The sequence below is a fragment of the Methylomonas sp. ZR1 genome, assembly GCF_013141865.1.
Lineage (GTDB): Bacteria > Pseudomonadota > Gammaproteobacteria > Methylococcales > Methylomonadaceae > Methylomonas.
In genome coordinates, this window is record NZ_RCST01000001.1 from 149,049 (window position 1) to 172,886 (window position 23,838).

The following is a 23,838-nucleotide window of genomic DNA, read 5'->3' on the forward strand; positions in this document are numbered from 1 at the left end:
CGCACCGCCCCGAGGGGTAATGAGCCCCAACGGGTGATTAAAACCCTGACAAACCAGGGTAAATAGAAAATGGCTAGCGCAACTGCATGACGCAGTACATCGCCCATTCGGCGCGGGCCAACAGCTCCCGATCCATCAAGCGCAGGATGCGCTGAATGTCGCTTCTCAAACCGGGGTCCGAGAGTTGACCGTGCAGATCCAGCAGCAACCGTTTTTTGGCATGAATGTCGTCGCTATGCGCAACGTTCAACCAGCCCTGCAAGGTTTTCCAAAAGTCGTGATTCATGATGACCTCCTTCAATGATTAAAATGGGTCATCGAGTCCCGTGAGGGTGATGAACCCCAACGGGACAAACTAAACACACCAGGCTTGACGCACCTGGCACACGAGGCAAACGCTCATGCCGCTTAATAACGGAACGCCGGTCGAAACCGGATTCGGGATTCCACGAAGGGAATGCCTGAACGATGCGGGTTTTGGGTTGGACTTTTTTAAAAGCCCAGCCTAAAACCGACATGCCTAAACTGAAGGATTCCATGAGTTGTCCGGCGTCAACTCTCGTAGCCGACCATCATCAATGAACACCCCGTAACCACTAGGGTTACAGGATGTCTTGAATCTAACCCTCAAAACCAAAAGTCCACACCCACTAGGTCTTTCAAGGCTTGGGCATCGAATGGCACTTCGGCATGTTTACCGTCGTCGTCCCGGCAGGTCACCCGGACCCGCATGGCCGACGGTTTTCGATAGACTTCCAGCGCCCCAGCCTGAACATCCGGTTGCAAGGCTTGCAGTGCCGCCTTGTAATCGATAGCACCCTGGCTTTGAAACCGGCTGATCCGTAACCCGGAATGCTCCGCAGCCACGTAATCGCCCATCAACGCCACCAAGCTGTCTTCAATGCGCGACTGCTCCTCCTCCAACTGGTTGAGTTCACTTTTGAGATCCAGGATGGTCAACGCCCGTTGCCGATACGTCGCCGCCAGTTGTTGCCATTGCCGTTCCGCCTCGCCATGCGGCAAATACAAATCGCGTTCGGGATCCTTATGTGGTTCCTTTTTCGATTTGATCGCCGACCAGAAGTCCATCGCGGACTCGACCAGGGCGGTGAGAAATCTCTCATCGCGCTGAATTTCAAACTCGATGTCCTGGCCTTGGTGGTAGAAAAACAAAAAGCCGCGTTGCGCTTCGGAAACCAGCAGTTGCTGTTGCACCTGGCACCAATACAGTTGATAGGCCTCGGACGCTTCCCGATTCAACAACACATCCAGAAACGTGGTTTCGTGCGGGCATTTGATTTCCACGGGTTCATTCAATTCGGACAAGCCATCGAACGAGGCCCGCATCAAGGGATACTGTTCTGATTCGCCGCACAGCGGCAACAACATCAGATCGTGTTTGTCTTCGAAGCGTTGCAAAGCCTCGGGCTCTTGCTGGATGCCGGCGCGGATCAACGGGTTGTTGTCCAGGCTGGCTTCCAGCACCAGGCCGATTTTCTCTGCCCAGAGGCGCCACGGAGTTTTGTACGGTGAGCGATTCATGACGATGGCCGCTTCACTGGCACTGACGCCTTGTGAACGCCACTGCCGCCATGCGTCGGACCGTTGCGAAACGTCGACGACGTTCATTGCCAGGCATCCGGCAACTGAATGTGGCAGCCTAACCGCAACGAAGGCACGCCGCGTTGGGTTAAATGCTGTTCACACCGCTTGGCCCAATGGAAATCGGCAAATAGCAACAACACAGCATCCGCAGTTGGCAATACCAAGCCGCCAAAGCTTTCCACCAAATGGTGTAATTCCGCTTTGGAGGGTTTGTCGACGTCTGCTACGGCTACGCCCGGTTTAATACTGCGTTCTAAAAAGCCGCGCCCATGCCGGCGAATCACCGTGGGTGAGTCGTAACGCCGCCAATCGGTATGACACGGCAGACGATTTAACGATTGATCAATTGCATTCATGATCTCTCCTTACTAAAAACTCAGAGCATCATGAATCCCCACACGGGCGAGTCATGACGCCCTGAAGGGGTGGTAGTTGAATGTGATGGATGCTGAAATACAGCACACATCAATATGAAAATGGCCTAGCCGATTGCGTGACTAAGCAACAGGACAGCCCTATACAGTGAAATGACTAACGGTTGGTACTCAAAGCCTGACGCGCCTGTGTCACAGCCATGTCCTTCGGTGACAATGGCGGCATGGCCGTCGCTTCAGATTGTTCCAATACCGGTGTGGTCCTGGGTTCAACCTTAGAGACCTTGTCCAACTCGGCCAGAGCAAACGTCAGATTGATGCCTTTGAACTTCTGATGGGCATAGTCGTAGGCGGCTTTCCAGGCTCCTGCCCCCGCAGTACGTCTAACCAGTTCAGCGACTGCTTTTTGCACCTTGGGATGGATTTGCGACAGATCGATGACACGATTTGCATCAACGCCAGCATCGCCCCCAAAATCGTGATCGTCACTGCCAACCTCGGTTGCATTTACAACCGTGGCACTGCCATCGATCACGCTAGCGTCGGCAATATCGTCAAGGGTTTTGCCATCCATTTCCTCGGCGGCATAACCGCATTCCTCCGGAAAGGCGGCCCTGAGCGACGCCGCTTTACCGCATTTGGATAATTGCCCCTTAGGGCGTTTGATCCACATGGCGGTCGGCACTTGCGAGTGTTTACCACCGGCCGTGCTATAAGCCTCCAGCCAATAGACTTCCTCGGTAAAGGCGCAGCGTTTGCCGGCGACGATCCGGTACACAGTAACCGCCACCCATTCGGGAAAGGTCACGGTGACACTGGATTCCTGCCATTGCTCGTTGTCGTCCTTGTAGCGACCGGTAAAGGTTTTGGTGATATCCGGACCCCAAATGGGTCTGTCCATGCCAGCCCAAACACCGGTTCGGGACGCGGTAGTCTGGATTTCCATGATGGACGGCCAGACGGTTTCGACATTACGGCCTAACGCAGCACTCCACATCGGCACGATATGCACCGGCTTTTTGAAGATGTCGAGCTTGCGGGCCTTGCAATAATCCAGTGCCATTAGAATGGCTTCCGGGGTTTTTGCGGTTGGGAAAGTGACTTCCGTCAATACCTTCCACGACTGCTCGGATATGCCATAGCCTTGCTGGGCTGCCATCGGCATGGGTAAGTCGCGCGACTTAGGCGGATAATTTCGGTTTTGATTGCTCATGGTGGGTCTCCTTATCAAAATGGGAACGCCATGGCCCCAACGGGGAGTGTCGTCCCCTTTGGGTTGAAAAGCCGTCACCGCATAAACGGGTCGGCAGTACGTAAAAATTTACCCGCGCTTGCGGCAGCCTATGTATCGCCTGGATTTAGTTGAGCGGCATATCGGCATACTCGTCATCCCAATCGGCGTCTTCTGATGCCGGGTTCGATGAAGAACCGTTTACCGATGCAGGCGCTGTTGGGCGATCGAGTAGTTGCAACTCATGCACAACCACTTCCGTGCGATAGCGTTTTTCGCCGTTCTTATCCCATTGTTGGGTGCGAAGAGTGCCTTCCACGTAGATCTTGCTGCCTTTTTTCAAAAGATCGCCGGCGGTATCGGCCAGTTTTTTAAAAAACACGACCCGATGCCATTCAGTTCGTTCCTGTTTGGCGTTTTTTGCATCTTTCCAAACCTCACTGGTTGCCAAACGCACCGCCACTACTTTGCCGCCGTTATTCGGTAAATACCGAATATCCGGATCGGCGCCGAGACGGCCCAGCAAGATGACTTTGTTTACACCACGATTGGTCATGATGATGTCCTCCTATCGGCCGCGCCCGACAAGTGAAAATGAAACCCACCTGCGCGGCGATGGGTCACATCCGGCAGGCACATTCCCGGCTAGGAATAAGCACTCCCAGACAGAATGAAAATTTAAAGCACAACCATCACATCAGGCTTGACGCACCTGACACGCCGATGGACAACCACCGTCGCCGCTTAAAAACGGAACGCCGACCGCAGTCGGATCAAGGCAATCATGAAAGATCAGCCGAGAAAATTAGAAAAACCGGCAAGCTGAACGCTAACCGATTCAATTGGCAGGCATTGAAACAGAAAAATTAAAGGGTGCTCGTACAATAAAGGTCGAATTCGACCTTTATTGTAAAAAGGCCAAAAAAAATTTGGCTTACGATCATGGCTCATTTATCCAACAGGGGAAACGGTCATGTCCGAAACAGCTCCACAGCCCAAACCAGTCCAGCGTCGTGCCATTAGTCGGCCGATATTCGAGCGTACGTTTAACATCAACAGCGAACAAGCCATTCGCGTCATCAGGAACAGCTATAACCGGTTGATGGTGTCCTTGTACGCGATCGACGTGATCCTGCGCATCATCGGTCGGGAAGAAACCGTCGATGAAATCGAAAGCATCGTCGGCCAGATGATTGCTGACTGCGCGGAGCAACTGCAGCAGGAAAAACTACGATTAGAAAAACTCAAGGCCGACAATGGCATCACCGAAACGCCGACGTACACGCACCCCAGGGAGTTTGTGGCGAAAATCGCCTCACCGCAGATTGCGCAATTCGTCGAGTTGATTCGATTGCTGGATCAATTGATGATTGTGATGGACACCTTGTGGCTATGCCAGGTCATCTCCAACAAACACTGCATTGATGCCCGTTACCAGTGGCAGCAACGGCTGCAGCGACTAGCCAATAAAATTGTGACAATGGAAAGACATGCGCATCAAGCAGCGTATGAACAAGGTCATGGTGAAGAGGTAAGATTGGCTCGGCAAGAGTCAGGACTGTTGGCTGAGCCGGAACGAATCTCAGAAGACGAGGATTCAATGGTTGATGACAATGAATTATCTCCAAGTTCGGAAAAGGTCGGCGATCGATGACTGCTAATACCAATGAAATATGCTTGAGGGTGCCGCTATCCGAACAGGAGGCTTGGGATTTTGCGCAATTTCTAAAGAGAACTGGATTTGCTGATTTTCGCAGTCAGGCCGCCAATGATGAAGAGGCTTATCGCATGTTGGCTGTGGCCGAAATGATCAGAATAAACCTGGAAGTACATGGAATAAATCCGAGGTAACCTGTGGTCTCATTCTCCGATCAATTTTTTGATGGTGTCTTTACTGATTGTTGATAGGGTCAGCTTTTTAATTTCCTTGGCTTTCAAATCCAAAGGCTGGTATTTACCCAGTTCCAGTAGCTTAGCGATAACCAGTTTGTCGGATTTCAATAAAAAATCCTTGAGTGTCATTTTTTTCACACGAACGGCATCGACACCACCTTTAGCCTTTTCGGTATGTACCAGTCCCATGATCATAAAATACGCAAATGCTTTGTTCACGGTCGTTTTACTAATGTTCGGGTCAGCCTTATGGCACAGATCGAATAAGGCCGTTCTAAACTGTGCCGGATCAGGATAAACATCCTTTAAGGCCACGGCGTGTTTGTAAATTGATTTTAGCCTATCGGCATTGTCTGGCAGCGTATTGTATTTTTTTAACAGGGCTTTATAACCCTCCGCGCTGGCAACGACTTCGGTTTTTTCGGTCGGGTGGATTGGCTTTGCCAGACTGGCGAAATTAATCGTACCGCTTTTGCTGACTTCAATGGCGTCGTTGGCGTTTAGATAATCGGTAAACGTTTTAAAGCCGTAATGCTTCTCGTCGAAGTCGGCCGCATGCTGCTTGAGCAAAGTCTTGATTTGCGAGGCATTGATCGGTGTGGGCGAGGCCTTCAAGTGGGCAATGACCAATTCATCAGCCTTTGCCCGCGTAAGCGTTGACTGGGCATTGGGTAATGGCTGTGGCGCCTGGGGTGCTTGGGGTGCTTGGGGCAGAACGTCATTATTGGTCAATGTGTTAATGACATCGTCGGTATAAATGAACCGAGTGCACGAGGTCTTTACGCATTCGCTCAATGTGGAATGCTGGCCAACGCCAATCACATCCTTGTCCATCTCCCGCAGTCGGCGAAACACTGGCGTAAAGTCTGAGTCGCCGGTAACCAGCACAAAACAGGAAATGTTCGGTAATTGCCAAGCGCATTCGATGACATCTACTGTCATCTGAATATCCGCCGTATTCTTGCCGGTCACAGGATGGTAACAATGGATGAGTTCAAAACCCGCTTGATTGATAGCTGCTTGGTGCATCGCCAAATTGGGCTTACTCCAAACACCATAAGCGCGACGGATAATAATCTGGCCAAGCTGATTCAACTCTTCCATCAGCAATCTGACGCCGTCGTGCTTGATCCAATTCGTAACATTTTCGGCGTCAACGAATACCGCAATTCGATTGGCTTTTGGGTGAGTCATGGAGTGGAGGCAAAGTACAAGTAAAATAAATTAAAATTTTCAGGCTGAGCCCTGATTTTCATCAATCCAACCCAAATTCGACCAGATTCGATTCAAGGATAAAATTTCTATGGCGACAGAATTAACCCAAGGCAATGTCTGCTCAAAGGTTCCGTAAGCTGTTTATCTACCCAGCTATGGGATCCAATGTTTATGCCTTGTTCATAAGCCCAATATGCCACCCGGTTTGAGCATTCCAGATCAGAGCTGAAATTAGTTAATTCGTAGACCATTTCCATATTATATCGAAGGTTTCTTTCGAGCCAATTATCGAGATGCCGTTCAGCCGCTAACATGTCAGATTTGTGCCGGTTACAGGAGGCATGGGCTAGAACGAAGTTATGAGCTAAATCACGAGGATACTTTGACCAGGGTACGAAATGATCAACATCTGCCTGGTTAAGAAGGGTCGAGCCACAATAGAAGCATTTATTGGATTGAATTTTTCGCAATAACTCAGAAACTTGAGTTAGGCATGATCGCGGGGTCTCAAACATAAAGGATTCTAGGGCATCGACTTGTCCTAAGATCAGACTATTGCGTTTATTTTTTCGGATGTGTGTAATCCATCCAGCGCGGGCCAATTGTTGAATAAAGGAATGAAATGTTCTTAACATCAGGGCTACGCCCTCATTGAGAACAATTTTTCCTGAAGGATTTGGGTATTCGTAAAGAAATGGAATTTGAGTGCCACCAAAATTCTGAAGATACTTAACCGGCATTTCGGCAACAGTTCTAGCAATTGTGCGGAGTGTTGTCGACCAGCTAGCGTATTTTTTTGCCTCAGAAATCGTCGTAGCACCCTCTTGTCGTAATCTTAGTAGCGCATTGACTACAGCCGTTTGTTTGCCCTGGTTCTGGTATAAAATTTCGGTGGCCGTTCCCGCTGTTCCCGACGAGTACGGTACTGTTTGCGGCCAGTACAATTCGGCGAATTTTTCTGCTATGGCAATCATTGGGACTTCGAGTTTCCCATCAACATGATCCGACTCGACCGAAATCTCTGCCAAAGCCATTAGCAAAGCAAATTTGTAGGTTGCGACAAATTCACCTTCGTCAAAAAGACGCTGCAGTTGTTGCAGAAAAAGAAGTTGGCGTTCAGCACTTGGAATCATTAAGACCAATACTTTGCTTTCTCAGGAATAATCCAACGAATGCCGCCCCGTGGGTCTTCTTGGTCGCCTGAATATCGGGGGATGAGATGTATATGCAGATGTGGCACTGTTTGCCCTGCTGATGGTCCATCATTAATTCCTATATTGTATCCATCCGGCTGAAACTCTTTATCCAAACCACGTTTAGATTCTTCCAGCAATGAAAAAAGCGAGTCTCTTTCCTCGGGCTCTAGCTCAAAGAATGACCCAGTATGTCTTTGAGGGATAACCAATGTATGCCCGGGTGAAATGGGATAACCATCCCGTATTACCATTCCAAGGGTATTTGATAAGATGATTCGCTCTTTCGGGAGAGTGCAAAATGGACAATTCATATTGATGTTTAAATTTCATTTGAATTAAACATATAGTAGCAATAAGTTTGGAGTAATTTCTCAGCGACTCATTTATAAGAACACGTGACGGACGCCGTATATAATCGACCGGTTTCGGACAGGGCTTAAAAAATATGTACTAAAGTAGTCAAAACGGCTTTCGTACATGTGTTATATTTCGTACATTCATTTCGGACGGTATTAGCGCATGTCACGCGTCTTTGCTTATTGTCGAGTGTCGACCACAGACCAGACTACCCAAAATCAAAGCCTGGAAATTCAATCTGCTGGTTTTGCCATCCAACCGCACCGTTTGATTGAAGAAAGCATCAGTGGTTCAGTCGCGGCTAAAGAACGACCAGGCTTTAATAAGTTAATCGAGCGGCTGGAATCGGGCGATGTGTTAGTGGTGACCAAGCTGGATCGACTCGGCCGTAACGCCATGGATGTCAGAGCCACGGTCGAGCACCTTTCTGATTCTGGGGTGCGCGTTCATTGTCTGGCGTTAGGTGGGGTTGATCTGACCAGTTCTGCCGGCAAGATGACCATGCAGGTCATCGCAGCGGTCGCTGAATTTGAGCGTGACTTGCTGATTGAGCGAACCCAAGCGGGCATTAGTCGCGCGAAGGCAGCGGGTAAACAGTTCGGCCGGCCGCCGGCACTCAATGCGGAAGCTCGTGCTGAAGTTGTCAAACGCTTGGCCACTGGCAGCAACGTTTCGGAGTTGGCTCGGGAATTCAAAACTACCCGGCAAACCATTATGCGCATTAGGGAAGCGGCGTTGAAATCACCGCAAAGTGAAAATACGGTCCACTTTTCTGGGGAGTAAGTGATGAATCATGTGTATTTGGAACGGCACGATACCGAAAACAACATGCATCGTTTTTATCAGATGTTTGTGACGCCAGGCTTATTTGACGATTGGTCGCTGATCAAGGAATGGGGCAGGGTTGGTTCTCCGGGTACGGTGCGGAAGGAGTGGTTTACCACGGAACAAGATGCAGAATTGGCCAGCCAAAAAATCAGCAGCAAAAAAATTAAAAAGGGTTATCGTTTAAAATAACTCAATGGGGGCTGTAATTCGTTACATAATTAGAGGCTTTTTACCTAGTACACTTAAAAATCATGCTAGACGACATTAAAAGGACACTCTGGGCCGCAGCCGATAAGCTGCGGGCCAACATGGACGCCGCCGAATACAAACACTTGGTTCTTGGCCTGATCTTCGTCAAATACATCTCCGATACCTTCGCCGCCCGCCGTGCCGAACTCACCCGCCGCTTTACCGATGAAGCTGACGAATATTTCTTGCATGAATGCGACGACGAGATGCTGGCCGAGGAACTGGAAGACCGCGACTATTACAAAGAGGTCAACGTGTTCTGGGTGCCGGAAACGGCCCGATGGGAAGCTATCCGCGCCGCCGCTAAGCAAGCGGACATTGGCAAACGCATCGACGATGCGCTGGCGATCATCGAAACCGAAAACCCCAAGCTGAAAGGCATTCTGGATAAGCGCTATGCCCGCGCCCAACTGCCGGATGGCAAACTCGGCGAACTGGTCGATCTGGTGTCGACCATCGGCTTTGGTGACGATCCCAGCCAAGCCCGCGACGTTCTCGGCCAAGTTTACGAATACTTCCTCGGCCAGTTTGCCAGCGCCGAGGGCAAGAAAGGCGGCCAATTCTACACGCCTGCCAGCATAGTAAAAACGCTGGTCGCCGTCCTCGCTCCGCATCATGGCAAGGTTTACGACCCATGCTGCGGTTCCGGCGGCATGTTCGTGCAATCGGAAAAGTTCATCGAAGCCCACGGCGGCAAGCTCGGTGACGTGTCGATCTACGGTCAGGAATCCAACCCGACTACCTGGCGCTTGGCGGCCATGAATCTGGCTATTCGCGGCATCGATTTCAACTTAGGGAGAGAACCCGCCGACACCTTTACCCGCAACCAGCACCCGGATTTACGCGCCGACTTCATCCTTGCCAATCCGCCGTTCAACATCAGCGACTGGTGGCACGGCAGCCTGGAAGGCGACCCGCGCTGGGTTTACGGCACGCCGCCGCAAGGCAACGCCAACTATGCCTGGTTGCAGCACATGTTGTATCAGCTCAAGCCCAACGGCCGCGCCGGTATCGTGCTGGCCAACGGCTCGATGAGTTCCAGCCAGAACAGCGAAGGTGACATCCGCCGCGCCATGGTCGACGCCGACGTGGTGGAAGTGATGATCGCCTTGCCCGGCCAGTTGTTCTTCAATACCCAGATTCCGGCCTGTTTGTGGTTCCTGGCTAAACAGAAGACCGGTCGCCAAAACGAAGTGCTATTCATCGACGCCCGCAAGTTGGGCAGCATGATCAGTCGGGTGCAGGCGGAACTGACGGATGAAGTCATCGAACGCATTGCCGGTACGGTCGCTGCATGGCGAGGGGAAGTTAGTGCTGGCGATTATCAAGACATCCCCGGCTACTGCCGCAGCGTCAAACTAACCGAAATCGCCGAGCATGGTCACGTACTCACACCTGGCCGCTATGTCGGGGCCGAAGCAATTGAGGACGACGACGAAGCCTTTGCCGACAAGATGCAAAAGCTCACCGAGAAGCTGGGCGAGCAGATGGCGAAAGGCGCGGAACTCGATCAGTTGATCCGGCAGAAGCTGGGAGGGCTGGGGTATGAGTTCTGACCGTCCTGTGATTCCAGCAAGGCCAGCGGGGTATGGCGATTTTCTCGTCGACATTAAAAAACAAATCCGCCAGTGTCAACATCAGGCTCTCCGGGCAGTCAACAAGGAACTGCTGGCTCTGTACTGGTGGTTGGGCGAAAACATCAGCCGCCGTCAGTCTGAACAAGGCTGGGGCAAGGCGGTTGTTGAAAATCTGGCTGCCGACTTGCAGGCGGAGTTTCCAGGGCGTAACGGGTTTTCCGTCCAGAACTTGTGGGCGATGCGCCAGTTTTACGGCGAATACAAGGACAAGCCAATTCTCCAATCACTGATAGGAGAAATCAGCTGGGCAAAAAATCTGCTGATCATGGCCCGCTGCAAGGACGATCTGGAACGCGAGTTTTACTTGCGCGCCACTGCCCGTTTCGGCTGGACAACCAAGGTGCTGCAACACCAGCTCGACAACCAAAGTTACCGGCAATATCTCAGCGGGCAAACCAACTTTGACGCCGCCATACCGGGAAGCGGCAAGGCGCAAGCCATGCTGGCGGTCAAAGATCACTACACCTTCGATTTTCTCGGGCTGGCCGACGCGCATTCCGAGCGCGAACTGGAAGAAGCGCTGGTCCGCAACCTGCGCCGCTTCCTGGACGAAATGGGTGGCAATTTTGCCTTTGTTGGCAACCAGTACCGGCTGGAGGCGGATGGTAAGGACTACTTCATTGATCTGCTGCTCTTCCACCGCCGCCTGCGTTGTCTGGTCGCTATTGAACTGAAAATTGGCGAATTCAAACCCGAACACAAAGGCCAGATTGAGTTCTACCTCGATCAGCTCGACCAGCACCACCGACTGGACGGCGAAAACCCCGCCATCGGCATCGTTATTTGCCGCAGCAAAACCAGAACCATGGTCGAATATGCGCTACGCACCACCAACCACCCGTTGGGTATTGCGACTTACACGGTCACCCCGCAACTCCCGGCAGACTACCGCAACGACCTGCCCAGCCCGGAACAGATCGCCGAACGACTGAAGGGCTGGGGCGAGATGGATGACGAGGAGGTTGGGGTATGAGTTTTGAGTGGTCAAATGCCTTAATTGACGAAATAAAAGCACCGATTCAAAGCAGTATTGCAATTGGCCCGTTTGGATCAAGGATGAAAAGTGATTGTTATGTGGATGATGGTATTCGGGTAGTTCGCGGGACAAATATCTCTTCAGGCCGGACTTTCTCTGGCGATTTTGTATTTATTACTCCTGAAAAAGCAAAGGAGCTTGGAGGCGCAAATCTTCAACCAAACGACTTGGTTTTTCCGCATCGTGGATCTATTGGTGAAGTAGGAGTTGTCCCAAATGATGGTGAGAAATATGTTATTTCTTCCAGCTTAATGAAGCTAACTTGTGATCCTTCGAGGGCTTTACCACTTTTTGTCTATTACTTTTTCAAATCAGACATCGGTAGGTTCGAGCTTTTAAAAAACTCGTCACAGGTTGGAACTCCAGGCATTGGCCAGCCACTGACATCATTAAAATCAATCAGCATTCCATTACCGCCGCTGAGGGAACAAAAGGAGATTGCGGAACTTCTAGGCTCAATAGACGACCGCATTTCCTTGCTACGCGAAACCAACGCCACGCTGGAAGCAATCGCCCAGGCGCTGTTCAAATCGTGGTTTGTCGATTTCGACCCCGTCCACGCCAAACAACAAGGCCGCGCCCCGGAAGGCATGGATGAAGCCACCGCCGCGCTATTTCCCGATAGTTTTGAGGAATCGGAATTGGGTTTGGTGCCGAGGGGGTGGCAGGTTGGCTCTCTGATCAATTTTGCGGTTCTCAATCCTGAATCATGGACGACAAAGAAACACCCAGACACCTTAACTTATATTGACTTGGCAAGCGCCAAGGATAACGAAATTACCGTAGTAACCGAATACTCGTTCGACGCTGCTCCCAGCCGAGCCCGGAGAGTATTGCGCGATGGAGATACAATTGTTGGTACGGTGAGACCAGGGAATCGCTCCTTTGCTTTTATCCATCAACCAGCTAGTAATCTGACAGCAAGTACCGGCTTTGCGGTCTTAAGGCCCCGTAAGATTGAAAACACTGAATACGTTTATCTGACGGCAACCCAAGATTCAAGCATTGATCATCTTGCTCATGTGGCTGATGGTGGAGCGTATCCAGCGGTGAGACCGGAAATAGTTGTTGGCATTCAATGCATATTACCCTGCGACAGCGTGATTAAAGCCTTTCACGATTTAGCCGCACCATTGCTTGCATCTGTTGCCGAAAATCAGTGTCTAGCCAAAACCCTCGCCACCCTCCGTGATAGCCTGTTACCTCGCCTAATCTCCGGCCAACTCCGCCTGCCAGAAGCCGAAGCTCTGCTGGAGTGTGTCTGATATGTCGACCATGTGCTTATTCAAGTTTTCTTTGATATTCGCGCCGAGTATTAAAGAGTGCTTTAATATGATGACTCTCTATTAAAGAAAATTTGCATACCATGCGCAGCACCGGCGACTACTTCATATCTACAACCTTGGGCGAGCCGGTGCGGGCGTTTGTTCCTCATCCGTTGCCGCCCTGCGATCCGGTTTTGGCCGTCGAAAGCTATACCGCGCTGAATCATGCCGCCGAGTTGGCCTTGGCACGGTTGTCCGGGGTGTCCGGGCTGGTGCCGTCGGTGGATTGGCTGCTTTACAGCGCGATCCGCAAAGAAGCGTTGCTGACCTCGCAGATCGAGGGCACGCAAGCAACGCTGACTGACTTATTCGATCAGGAAGCCGGTTTTGCCGTCAGCAATACCGACGATGTGGAGGAAGTGACCAACTATCTACGCGCCTTCCGCTTGGTGCAGGATAACTTACGCGCTGCCGATGGCTTACCGATCAGCGTCCGCTTATTGTGCAATGCACACCAGCTGCTGCTGGATGGGGCGAGAGGCACGGGCAAACAACCCGGCGAGTTGCGCCGTTCGCAAAACTGGATTGGCGGCACCCGCCCCGGCAATGCGGCGTTTGTGCCGCCACCGGCGGAGCGGGTGGCGGATTTGCTCGCCGATGTGGAACGCTTCATTCACACCACGCCGCCGGATGATTTGCCGCCGTTGGTGAAGATTGCCTTGGTTCATGCTCAATTTGAAACCATCCACCCGTTTCTGGATGGCAACGGCCGGATTGGCCGCTTGTTGATTGCCGCCTTGCTGGAGCATTGGGGCTTATTGCCGGAACCCTTGATGTATCTCAGCGGCTACTTGAAACAGCACCAGAGCGAGTATTACCGCCGCTTGTCGGCCATCCGCACCGATGGCGACTGGGAGGGCTGGGTGTCTTTGTTTTTGGAAGCGGTGGCAGTGGCGGCGACCGACGCCGAGCGCAGCATTGTGGCGATTGCCAGCCTGGTAGCGGCGGACCGGCGGCGTCTGCTGGGTGCGGCGAAAGTCGGCCCGGCCAGCTATCGCTTGTTTGAGCTGCTGCCGATGATGCCGCGCTTCAGCATTGAGCAGGTCCGGCAGAAATTCAACACCACCTTCCCAACCGCCACGGCAGCGGTCAAAGTCCTGGAGGAGTTGGGGATCGTGGTGGAATTTACCGGGCAGAAAAAAAACCGTAGCTACAGTTACCAGTCGTACATCGAGCTGCTGACGCGCTGATGAAAACTAGCACCACACACCACTAGCCTATCGGAGACAGGCCATGACCGAAGACCAACTGGAACAGGAAGCACTCGGCTGGCTGGCTGAGGTTGGATACTCTACGATTTACGGCCCCAACCTGGCTCCGGACGGTGAAAGTCCAGAACGCGGAAGCTATCAGCAAGTCGTGTTGGTCGAACGGTTGCGATCGGCGATTGCCAGCTTAAACCCGGCCATTCCGTTGGCGGCGCGGGAAGATGCCTTGCAGCAGGTATTGAATCTGGAAGAACCTGGTTTGTTGGCGGGCAATCGCCACTTTCATCGTCTGTTAGTCAACGGCGTACCGGTTGAGTACCAGAAGGAAGGCGATACGCGGGGTGATCGGGTGCGCTTGATCGACTTTGCCGAGCCTTCCGGAAACGAGTGGTTGGCGATCAATCAATTTGCCATCAAGGGGCCGAAACACTCGCGCCGGCCGGACATCATCCTGTTCATCAATGGTCTGCCGTTAGTGTTGCTGGAACTGAAAAATCCGGCCGATGAAAAAGCCGACATCTGGAAGGCCTTCGACCAGCTTCAAACCTACAAGGAACAAATCCCGGATGTGTTCCAGTACAACGAGGTACTGGTGATTTCTGATGGCAGCGAAGCGCGGCTGGGTTCGTTGTCCAGTGATGCCGAACGCTTCATGCAGTGGCGCACCATCGACGGCGTGGCACTGGACCCGTTAGGCCAATTCAACGAACTGGAAACGCTGATACACGGTTTATTGAACCCGGCGACTTTGCTCGATTACTTACGGTTCTTCGTGCTGTTCGAGGATGACGGCGGCCTGGTCAAGAAAGTCGCGGGCTACCATCAATACCATGCGGTACGCGCCGCCATTCAACATGTTGTAACCGCCTCCCGACCTGATGGCAACCATAAAGGCGGCGTGGTCTGGCATACCCAGGGCAGTGGCAAGAGTATCACCATGACCTGCTTTGCTGCCCGTGTGATGCAGGAAACCGTGATGGAGAATCCCACTATCGTGGTGATCACCGACCGCAACGACCTGGATGGGCAATTGTTCGGGGTATTCTCACTGGGGCAAGATTTATTACGTGAACAGCCGGTGCAAGCTGAAACCCGTCAGGACTTGCGCGCAAAACTGGCTAACCGGCCCTCCGGTGGCATCGTCTTCGCCACCATCCAGAAATTTATGCCGGGTGCCGATGAAGACAGTTTTCCGGTGCTGTCCGAGCGGAGCAATATCGTCGTGATTGCCGACGAGGCACACCGCACCCAATATGGCTTTGAGGCCAAACTGAAGACCGTCAAACCCCCCAAGCCCAGCGCCAACGATGACACTCTGGCTCAGGCCGCCGAACCCAGTGCTGTCTATCAGGTCGGCTATGCCCAGCATTTACGCGACGCTCTGCCCAATGCCACCTTTGTCGCCTTTACCGGCACGCCAGTATCGTTGGAAGACCGCGATACGCGGGCGGTGTTTGGCGAATATATCCACGTTTACGACATGCAGCAGGCCAAGGAAGACGGGGCTACAGTGGCGATTTACTTCGAATCGCGTCTGGCCAAATTGGCACTGAAGCCGGAGCAATTGCCGCAGATCGATGATGAGGTCGACGAACTGGCCGAGGATGAGGAAGACGATCAAAAAGCCAATTTGAAAAGCCGTTGGGCGGCCTTGGAAAAGGTGGTCGGCGCCGAACCCCGTATCGCCAGCGTAGCAGCGGACTTAATCGCCCATTTCGAGGAACGCAACAAAGCCCAGGACGGCAAGGCTATGGTGGTGGCGATGAGCCGGGAAATCTGTGTGCATCTGTATAACGAGATTATCAAGCTGCGCCCTGAGTGGCATAACGACGACCCGGAGCAAGGCGCCATCAAGATCGTGATGACGGGTTCAGCCAGTGACAAGGCCTTGCTGCGTTCGCATATCTACAGCAAACAGCAGAAAAAGCGCCTTGAAAAGCGCTTTAAAGACCCGGCCGATCCGTTGCGATTAGTCATCGTCCGCGACATGTGGCTGACCGGCTTTGATGCGCCGTGTGTGCATACGCTATATGTCGATAAACCGATGAAGGGCCACAACCTGATGCAGGCCATCGCCCGCGTCAACCGGGTTTTCAAGGACAAGCAAGGCGGCCTGGTGGTGGATTACATCGGTATCGCCAACGAATTGAAGTCGGCTTTGAAGGACTACACCGCCAGCCAGGGCCGTGGCCGACCCACCGTCGATGCGGCCGAAGCCTATGCCGTGCTGGAGGAAAAGCTCGATATTCTGCGGGGCATACTGTACGGCTATGACTATAGTGACTTTTTAACCACAGGCCACAAACGACTGGCCGGCGCAGCCAACCATGTCCTCGGCCAGAAAGACGGCAAGAAGCGCTTCGCTGATACCGCCCTAGCCATGAGCAAGGCCTTTACCTTGTGCTGTACGCTGGATGAAGCCAAGGCGATACGGGAGGAAGTAGCGTTTTTTCAGGCGGTGAAAGTCATTCTCACCAAACCCGACATCAGCCGGAAAAAACGTAGCGACGAGGAACGTGATCTGGCGATCCGGCAAATCATCAATTCCGCCGTGGTCTCGGAAGAAGTGGTGGACATCTTCGAAGCTGTTGGTCTGGACAAGCCTAACATCGGTATCCTCGATGATGCTTTTCTGGCCGATGTGCGTAACTTGCCGGAACGCAATCTGGCTGTGGAGCTGCTGGAAAGGCTATTGGAAGGCGAAATCAAATCCCGCTTTGCCGGCAACGTGGTACAGGAGAAGAAGTTCTCCGAGCTGCTGGTCAATGTCATCAAGCGGTATCAGAACCGGGCTATTGAAACCGCTCAGGTCATTGAAGAGCTGATTCAGATGGCGAAGAAGTTTAGGGAAGCCGCCAGACGAGGGGAGTCTCTGGGGTTGAGTGAAGATGAAATCCGCTTTTACGATGCCCTGGCCGATAATGAATCAGCCGTCCGCGAACTGACCGATGAAACCCTGAAGCTTATCGCCCATGAACTTACAGAGAACCTACGCCAGAACATTACGGTGGATTGGTCGCAACGGGAAAGCGTGAGGGCCAAGTTACGCTTGATGGTGAAACGTATTCTTCGTAAGTACAAGTATCCGCCAGATCAGCAGGAGACTGCGATTGAGCTGGTTTTGCAGCAAGCACAGGCTTTAGGTGAAGTATGGATGTAGATAATTTGAGCGGGTTGCACTTTGCTCCAAGGCTTCGATCTGCTCAATTTGAGCAACACTCTTTCCAATTTGCTACTTCGGTAAGCTGCGCTGGTCCGGCACCTCTATATTGCTGATTTAGAGATGCCAGACGGCTTTCTCTACTGATTATCAACGAGCTTGTTTGTGTAGTCAGTACGAAATTGAACGCCTATTGTCTCCAAAGCCGCTTCATATTCAGTTTGATTTGCTACAACGATAGGTATTTCTCTCGGGTCTCCTAGCGAATTTGTTGAACGTTGCGGCAATAGATCGTACCTAAGGCGCTTATCGAAATAATACAGTAGTGCATATCGAACCGGCAAAACAACATAGCCATCTTGCATTGCATAATCCTGCTCAATTGCTCTTTTTTGAGAAGTCGAGAGTCGCGGATTAGGTGCAAGTTTAACCTCGAAATAGGTGAGCCATTTGTCATCGCTTTCTACACCAGGCCCAGGAGCTCCCTCCGCTCTTGTATTGCTGCAACGGGAAAGGAGAAAATCCTTAAATCTATTGTCCCGATGGCAATACGCTCTCATATGCCAACGAAATCCGTCTGAGGCAAAGGCATGCGGTGTAACACGGCGCCACGCAGTCTCAGTTGTTGTTGGATTTAACGATTGATATTCAATTTCAATGGATCTTTTTGACCTGATAGCTTTAAGAATTCCGAAAAGGATAGTTGGTTCGACTTTACGGGTTGGAATTGGAATAACTTCAGCCGCTGGGGTGGTATTTAGCCAAGTATCTTCTAATTCCACCGATTGGGTGGATAGTGCAGTCAGTTGCTTGAGATAACGATCCGCGTCCGGCTCGATGAGTTTAAATTCGAATTGATCCGTCGCAACATATCGTTTGGAACTTAAGTCATATCGGAGATTTTGAGGGGCAAGTTTTTGATAAGTGGTTAAGTCACTAGACGCCTGCGGCGCCGATACCCCGAAATGCTCCATTATATGAGATCGATTAATTGTACCTTCCCAATAAGATACAAACTCAATAAATTCAAGGCGTCGCTCCACCCCCCACCGCTTTTTTTGTGTTGATTGCTTCATTGGCATCTCATTATCAGTAAAAAAACTTTACGCATTAGCTTTCTTTATTGTATATTAAAACTGTACTGATGTGATGCATAAGTGTTCAACCACTTGTGTGCCACGGCAAGGTTAACAATCGCATCAATGATCACGGTCGTTTGATCATTGATGTGAAATCCCCCAATTATCGTTAGATTTCTCACTTGAGGACCGAAAATGACAACAGAACATAGCTATCCCTACAAAATTAACGGTCAACCGGCTAACACCCTTGATAAAACTCCTACTGCAGGTCAGGTGTTAGCCGATGCCTGCTTTGAACCAGCGGAAGATTTTGTACTGATCATGCGCACTGCACATGGGACCCGCGTGGTCTCGTCGGATGAAATTCTTGAATTGACGGGATCAATCAAAGAATTTTTTGCCTTCGAAACGGGCACTGTATTTGAATTAACAGTCAATGGGCATTCAATCTGGTGGGGAAGCCCAAAAATTGAGATCGCGACAATACGCTCACTTGCAAATGTGAAGGAGGATGAAGACCTTATCTGGGAGCGTGTTGATGAAGAAGACCAGACGCTTGCGTTGCAAGGTTATTTTGATCTCAATGAAAGCGGTATCGAACACCTCAAAACACACAAGCGTCATAAGCCAGAAGTCGAGTATCACTATTTCGTAGACGGTGTCGAATATCGCACTGATCAACCAGAGCTAACTGGCGCTCAAATTATGGCGAAAATTCCCGACTGGGATGCAGCTAATTCTTTGGTATTGGAAGGGGAAGGAACTGAGCCAGATGAGGTAATTCGCCCATCCACAATAGTAGAGTTTAAAGGGCGCGAAACACCTGCACATTTCGCTATTGTCCCACCCGCAACATTTGGAATGCTATGAAATCTGTTCAGGACCAGTTTACGTCACTGATCGAGGTTTTTCCTGACTCCAAAATGACCGGTGAGAACGGATGTCATCTCGTAGTTATTCCTTCCGTAACGTTACCACAAGGGTGGTCAGCCCCAGAGACTCATATTCGTTTCGTTGTTCCTAATGGTTACCCATATGCCTCTCCAGACTGTTTCTGGGCAGATCACTCATTGCGGCTGGAAAATGGACAAATGCCACAAAATGCACAGATCGGCCAAGTCGTACCCGGGCAACCTGACGCGCAGACATTATGGTTTTCCTGGCATGTGGCTAATGGGGCATGGAATGCAGCAACCTGCGACTTGTTAACGTATGTGAAAATTATTAGAAGCCGATTCGTGGAGCTGAAATGACTGAAATTGTTGTTGGGGTATCGACAATTACCGCCTTAATAAACTCACTTCAAGCGGACACTGAGAGAGGGGCAGCATTATATTTGTGTTATGACGCGGTTAGTAATCGATATCTGGTACACGACATAGAAATCGCAAATGAAGCAGATGTACTTTCTGCGTCAGAAATCGAAATTACCTTTGCGCCGCAGTTTCTAACTCGCATAACTAGGCGTGCTCGCGAACAAAAACAACATTTGGCGCTGCTGCATACGCATCCCAAGGGGGCAACAGAGTTTTCTTTAATAGATGATGCAACCGAATTTGGGCTTGTCGAATTTATAAAAAAGCGTATTCCTGATGGAGACGCGTTCTCAATGATACTCTGCGATGGAAAACTAAAAGCTCGGTGGTTTGGAACTCAAGAATCTATTTCTGTGCGGCAAATTGGCTCAATAATCACTTTTCCAGCCACGAGAAATTCAGAGGACGAAAATAACGAACGCTATGACCGACAAGTTCGAGCATTTGGCGAGCACGGTCAAAGGGTATTACGCAATTTATCGGTTGTAATCGTTGGCTTGGGAGGAACTGGATCGGTCGCCGTGCAACAATTAGCGCATCTTGGTGTTGGGACGTTTATTCTCATTGACCCTGACACTGTAGAAGAAACCAATTTGAATCGTGTAGTTGGTACGCAGCCTGAATCCGTTGGAAAATCGAAGATTGATGTTGCGTCCATCCTTATTCGCACAATTAACCCATCCGCTCAAGTTCATATTTACGCGGATTCCGTCATTACCGAAAGCGCAAGGCGATTAATGTGCTCGGCGGACTGCATTTTTATGTGTACTGATTCTCACGTGAGCAGAGCCTTTTTATCGGAATTTGCTTTCCAATATCTCATTCCCGCATTCGATATCGGCGTATCAATTACCTTGAGAGATAATCACGTTTACGCTGTAACAGGACGCACCCAAATGCTAGCTCCCGGTTTACCGTGCCTTCTATGCAGTAATGCACTCGATGCGCGAGTCATCCGCGAAGAATTAATGACTCCAGAACAACGTGAATCTGATCCGTACTTTAATGGTGGAGGCGGTGTTAACCAACCAGCTGTTATTTCCATCAATAGTACGATGGTATCTTTGGCGGTGACAATGTTTCTAGCTGCATTCACAGGAACTCCCGTGCGCGCCAGATGGCAATCCTACGATGCATTAACGGGTAATGTGCGCGTGTTTGCTACTAAACCTGATCCTGATTGCCCTATCTGCGGGGCGAATGGCGTTATAGCTGCTGGGGATTCACGGCATTTGAGCTTTTTAGAATGAAGAGACGTATGAGTATGCCTGGAAAACTTTTGTGGTATGGTCCAACTCCATTACCTGGCATCTTTGATAGGTTAAACAAGCGGGGTTTCACGGTACTGGAGAATCCAGATGTAGCCGATCTCAATGATTCATTGCTTGGCGTAACCTCAATCGTGGTATTCAGCCATGAAGCGAATGATGCGAGATTCAATCAGGTTACTTATAGACAACTGCCACGCTTTATTAATCATGGAATCCTTGTCCTTATTTTAGCTAATCGCAAAGATAAATCGCGAATTCATGAAGAATATTTAAAACTAATTGACCCTGTATTCCCTTGGGACGAAGAAGTAACCTTTCTAAACGATTTAAGGCAACAAAATTTCGACAATATTATAGAGTATCAACCGGCTCTAAAATGGAAGCACATCAACATTGTGGAACTCGACCATTCCGAAAAGCTTAAATCGGATGAGCGTCTTTTGATTTGTCGAGCCTTTCAGAATGCGGAAGAATTACGCATTCATGAACTTCAATCCGGATTCACTACATCCCGAGTTTTCATGGCTTACGAAAAACGGAGATTGAGTTCGACCGCTCACTGGACACTACCACGTTTAGTTAAAATTGGGGAGCGCAAAGTGCTAGAGCTTGAAGTTGGAGCCATGAAGGATGCTTCACCATTCATACCGTTTGAGTTAAGGCCAAATCTTGAAGTGTATGTAGAAGGATTTTCAAAGTCAGTTTATGTCGCAGACTTCGTTGAAAACTCTGAATCTATGTTAATTGCTGCAAGAGCTGGCCGGGCAGAAAATGCAATTTCCAATTTATTTAATCGAACACTACTACGTTGGCGTGACATTGCTTGGCAGAAAACCAAGTCTAATGAATCACTCGCACTGGCTGCCGAACGACTTGGAATAATTTCTCCCGATAAAATTCAAAAGGATTATTTGGATTCTGAGCCAATTCAAAATGCAGGAATTAATGTCAATACACTATGGGCGACTCTTAAAAATATTTCATTCGAGCATCGATCCGCCATTATTCATGGCGACCTACATGGTGACAATATTCGAGTGCGTGGTGATGACGCAATCTTAATTGATCTTGGTGAAGTGAAGGGAACTAATGAGTTTGGAAAGGGAGCTCCGATTTGTTTCGACGTAGCAATGCTAGAGGTAGCATTAGTTTTTACCTGCACGGATGAAGAAAATGCGAGTCAACAGTTTAAACTAAAAGAATGGGAACAAAATATCCGTCCATTTTACGAACTCGACGCAATCTTGCGCACACCCGATCGGGATTCAGCGCCCAGACCTGACTTTTGGCTTTTCGGTTGTTTGCAACGGGTTCGCGCCTTTAGTATTTATGAACAGAGCGACCCGCACGAGTATGCTATCGCTTTAGTGATTGCGCTGTGGCGATGGTGCAAATTTTCACCTAAGTCAATCACCGATAGAGGACGTCGCGTTGTTGCATTAGAAATTGGCGCACATATTATCAGCCAAATCAAGACCCAAAGAGAAAAGTTCCCATGAAAAAAAAAGCTAAAAGAATTCGGGACAGAGGCACTGTATCTCACCGTCGTGATGCCGATACCTTAATGGAACAGCCTGGCGATTTCGTTCTAGTAAATCGAGGTGTGCTCCGGTCATTTGTTATGCGTTGTCCTGATGGCTGTGGAGAGACGCTCACGATCAATCTGGATGCGCGCACAGATAAAGCTTGGCGCTTTTATCGGAAACGCAACCAGATTTCGGTGTTTCCCTCAGTATGGCGTGACACCGGCTGCTGCAGCCATTTCATCATATGGAATCATGTTATTGTCTGGTGTGACAAGTATTGGGATGATAGTGACGTCATCGTAGAAGATGAGATCGAATTACGAAGAAGGGTGCTGTCAGTTTGCACCAAAGACTGGCTGCACTATACGCAGATAGCAGAAAAACTGGACGAAGTACCTTGGGACATTAACTGGACATGCTCGCAGCTAGTTCGTCGTGCTAATGCCTTGGTGGAGGGCAATGATAAGTTGCGTGGTTTTTTCAGGGTACCCTAGATCTGATTATGTGCTGAAAAATTGGTCGTCCTGATAAATGACTAATTTATTGATATGACTAGCAGTTTTTGATTCAGAATTAATGGCGGCTTTGAAATCGGAATAGGCAGCTGATTTAATTGAAATATACAGAATATTTTATAAATTCAACAAATATTCGCCACTATGTCCTATTTTTACACGCATGTTGGCTGTATGCGATTGAGAGATTTTTCATGAATAAAGAACTCGAATTAGAACAAGAAAATGCTCGCAAAAACTCTGAAATCGTTATTATCCGATTACCAAACAGACTGGCAAAGAGAGAAGGCTTGTTGCTAACGAAGTTTTTTAATCATCAAGGTAATCCGTTAACGAAGCTTAAGGATCTCTACAGCTTTATGGATGAATTATTTTCTTTTGTTCATCAATTCACTCCCTGCAAAAAGGGTTGCAGTTCATGTTGTTACTACGACGTATCTATTTCTGAACTTGAAATTCAATACATTGAGGGTGCTACGAAAATCAAGCGATCAAAAAATCCTAAGCAGTCTTCGACTTTCCATGGTACACCCTGTCCATTTTTGAAAGCTGGTGTTTGCAGTATTTATGAGTATCGGCCGTTTTTTTGCCGTCAACATGTAGCCCTTACCCGAACATCAATATGGTGTCATCCTGATAAATGCGGCACTGGCGATTTTACACTTTTAAAATTTTCCGAAATACTCAGAAGTTACAACTTCATCATTCGTGAAAATGATAATGCTTCGATTTTCGACATCCGTCAAATATTTCAATAGTTGAAGACCATGCAAAACCAGGCGGTGCACTATTTCGGTATTTTATTCAAAATAAC

Annotated in this window: 24 protein-coding genes; 15 read left to right on the forward strand and 9 right to left on the reverse strand. The window is 49.8% G+C overall.

Going from position 1 to position 23,838, the window contains the following annotated elements; translation table 11 throughout:
• Positions 1 to 73: 73 nt before the first annotated feature.
• The 5 genes from DDY07_RS00705 to ssb form a co-directional block, all read right to left on the reverse strand.
• A complete protein-coding gene (locus DDY07_RS00705) occupies positions 74 to 286 on the reverse strand; it encodes a hypothetical protein (protein WP_064008141.1) in 213 nt (70 codons plus the stop codon).
• A gap of 341 nt (positions 287 to 627) precedes the next feature.
• Positions 628 to 1,629, reverse strand: coding sequence for a YqaJ viral recombinase family protein (locus DDY07_RS00710; protein WP_171694409.1), 1,002 nt, complete (start codon positions 1,627 to 1,629; stop codon positions 628 to 630).
• Complete coding sequence (locus tag DDY07_RS00715; protein ID WP_171694410.1) at positions 1,626 to 1,961, reverse strand: hypothetical protein; 336 nt, start codon at positions 1,959 to 1,961, stop codon at positions 1,626 to 1,628. Before DDY07_RS00715 ends, DDY07_RS00710 begins: the two co-directional genes overlap by 4 nt.
• A 175-nt stretch (positions 1,962 to 2,136) precedes the next feature.
• Positions 2,137 to 3,192: a phage recombination protein Bet gene (gene bet / locus DDY07_RS00720; protein WP_171694411.1), complete on the reverse strand. Its 1,056-nt coding sequence runs from the start codon at positions 3,190 to 3,192 to the stop codon at positions 2,137 to 2,139.
• A 145-nt stretch (positions 3,193 to 3,337) separates the two neighbouring features.
• A complete protein-coding gene (gene ssb / locus DDY07_RS00725; protein WP_171694412.1) occupies positions 3,338 to 3,766 on the reverse strand; it encodes a single-stranded DNA-binding protein in 429 nt (142 codons plus the stop codon).
• Between the two features lie 417 nt (positions 3,767 to 4,183).
• Here ssb and DDY07_RS00730 point away from each other — a divergent pair, with 417 nt between their 5' ends.
• Positions 4,184 to 4,864: a hypothetical protein gene (locus DDY07_RS00730; RefSeq protein WP_171694413.1), complete on the forward strand. Its 681-nt coding sequence runs from the start codon at positions 4,184 to 4,186 to the stop codon at positions 4,862 to 4,864.
• Positions 4,861 to 5,061, forward strand: a complete 201-nt coding sequence (locus tag DDY07_RS00735; RefSeq protein ID WP_171694414.1) for a hypothetical protein — start codon at positions 4,861 to 4,863, stop codon at positions 5,059 to 5,061. Before DDY07_RS00730 ends, DDY07_RS00735 begins: the two co-directional genes overlap by 4 nt.
• Before the next feature lie 9 nt (positions 5,062 to 5,070).
• Here DDY07_RS00735 and DDY07_RS00740 read toward each other — a convergent pair whose 3' ends face one another.
• The 3 genes from DDY07_RS00740 to DDY07_RS00750 form a co-directional block, all read right to left on the reverse strand.
• On the reverse strand, positions 5,071 to 6,297 hold the full coding sequence (locus DDY07_RS00740) for an NYN domain-containing protein (RefSeq protein WP_171694415.1): 1,227 nt from the start codon (positions 6,295 to 6,297) through the stop codon (positions 5,071 to 5,073).
• Positions 6,298 to 6,404: 107 nt separating this feature from the next.
• Positions 6,405 to 7,451: an HNH endonuclease gene (locus DDY07_RS00745; protein ID WP_171694416.1), complete on the reverse strand. Its 1,047-nt coding sequence runs from the start codon at positions 7,449 to 7,451 to the stop codon at positions 6,405 to 6,407.
• Positions 7,451 to 7,825 (reverse strand): HIT family protein, encoded by a 375-nt coding sequence (locus DDY07_RS00750; RefSeq protein ID WP_171694417.1) that lies wholly within the window; start codon positions 7,823 to 7,825, stop codon positions 7,451 to 7,453. Before DDY07_RS00750 ends, DDY07_RS00745 begins: the two co-directional genes overlap by 1 nt.
• 208 nt (positions 7,826 to 8,033) lie before the next feature.
• On the opposite strand from DDY07_RS00750, the gene DDY07_RS00755 reads away from it, so the two are divergent.
• The 7 genes from DDY07_RS00755 to DDY07_RS00785 all read left to right on the forward strand — a co-directional run bounded on the left by DDY07_RS00755 (position 8,034) and on the right by DDY07_RS00785 (position 17,314).
• Positions 8,034 to 8,654, forward strand: coding sequence for a recombinase family protein (locus DDY07_RS00755; protein WP_171694418.1), 621 nt, complete (start codon positions 8,034 to 8,036; stop codon positions 8,652 to 8,654).
• Positions 8,655 to 8,657: 3 nt separating this feature from the next.
• Entirely contained in the window at positions 8,658 to 8,888 is a 231-nt protein-coding gene (locus DDY07_RS00760; protein WP_171694419.1) for a WGR domain-containing protein, read from the forward strand.
• Between the two features lie 62 nt (positions 8,889 to 8,950).
• A complete protein-coding gene (locus DDY07_RS00765; protein WP_171694420.1) occupies positions 8,951 to 10,504 on the forward strand; it encodes a class I SAM-dependent DNA methyltransferase in 1,554 nt (517 codons plus the stop codon).
• Positions 10,494 to 11,558 carry a YhcG family protein gene (locus DDY07_RS00770; RefSeq protein ID WP_171694421.1) on the forward strand — a complete coding sequence of 355 codons (1,065 nt, stop codon included), beginning with the start codon at positions 10,494 to 10,496 and terminating at the stop codon, positions 11,556 to 11,558. The genes DDY07_RS00765 and DDY07_RS00770 overlap by 11 nt, the downstream gene beginning before the upstream one ends.
• On the forward strand, positions 11,555 to 12,886 hold the full coding sequence (locus DDY07_RS00775) for a restriction endonuclease subunit S (protein ID WP_171694422.1): 1,332 nt from the start codon (positions 11,555 to 11,557) through the stop codon (positions 12,884 to 12,886). Before DDY07_RS00770 ends, DDY07_RS00775 begins: the two co-directional genes overlap by 4 nt.
• A gap of 101 nt (positions 12,887 to 12,987) precedes the next feature.
• Positions 12,988 to 14,136: a Fic family protein gene (locus DDY07_RS00780; protein ID WP_171694423.1), complete on the forward strand. Its 1,149-nt coding sequence runs from the start codon at positions 12,988 to 12,990 to the stop codon at positions 14,134 to 14,136.
• Positions 14,137 to 14,179: 43 nt separating this feature from the next.
• Positions 14,180 to 17,314: a type I restriction endonuclease subunit R gene (locus DDY07_RS00785; RefSeq protein WP_171694424.1), complete on the forward strand. Its 3,135-nt coding sequence runs from the start codon at positions 14,180 to 14,182 to the stop codon at positions 17,312 to 17,314.
• 140 nt (positions 17,315 to 17,454) lie between these two features.
• On the opposite strand, the gene DDY07_RS00790 is transcribed toward DDY07_RS00785, so the two are convergent.
• On the reverse strand, positions 17,455 to 18,390 hold the full coding sequence (locus DDY07_RS00790; RefSeq protein WP_171694425.1) for a WYL domain-containing protein: 936 nt from the start codon (positions 18,388 to 18,390) through the stop codon (positions 17,455 to 17,457).
• Between the two features lie 198 nt (positions 18,391 to 18,588).
• Here DDY07_RS00790 and DDY07_RS00795 point away from each other — a divergent pair, with 198 nt between their 5' ends.
• The 6 genes from DDY07_RS00795 to DDY07_RS00820 all read left to right on the forward strand — a co-directional run bounded on the left by DDY07_RS00795 (position 18,589) and on the right by DDY07_RS00820 (position 23,782).
• Positions 18,589 to 19,266, forward strand: coding sequence for a multiubiquitin domain-containing protein (locus tag DDY07_RS00795; RefSeq protein ID WP_171694426.1), 678 nt, complete (start codon positions 18,589 to 18,591; stop codon positions 19,264 to 19,266).
• Between the two features lie 53 nt (positions 19,267 to 19,319).
• Entirely contained in the window at positions 19,320 to 19,649 is a 330-nt protein-coding gene (locus DDY07_RS24375; RefSeq protein ID WP_367650902.1) for an E2/UBC family protein, read from the forward strand.
• Positions 19,646 to 20,962, forward strand: a complete 1,317-nt coding sequence (locus DDY07_RS00805) for a ThiF family adenylyltransferase (RefSeq protein ID WP_171694428.1) — start codon at positions 19,646 to 19,648, stop codon at positions 20,960 to 20,962. Before DDY07_RS24375 ends, DDY07_RS00805 begins: the two co-directional genes overlap by 4 nt.
• Before the next feature lie 8 nt (positions 20,963 to 20,970).
• A complete protein-coding gene (locus DDY07_RS00810; protein ID WP_171694429.1) occupies positions 20,971 to 22,482 on the forward strand; it encodes a hypothetical protein in 1,512 nt (503 codons plus the stop codon).
• Positions 22,479 to 23,003, forward strand: coding sequence for a DUF6527 family protein (locus DDY07_RS00815; RefSeq protein WP_171694430.1), 525 nt, complete (start codon positions 22,479 to 22,481; stop codon positions 23,001 to 23,003). Before DDY07_RS00810 ends, DDY07_RS00815 begins: the two co-directional genes overlap by 4 nt.
• A gap of 215 nt (positions 23,004 to 23,218) precedes the next feature.
• Positions 23,219 to 23,782 (forward strand): YkgJ family cysteine cluster protein, encoded by a 564-nt coding sequence (locus DDY07_RS00820; RefSeq protein WP_171694431.1) that lies wholly within the window; start codon positions 23,219 to 23,221, stop codon positions 23,780 to 23,782.
• Positions 23,783 to 23,838: the final 56 nt, after the last annotated feature.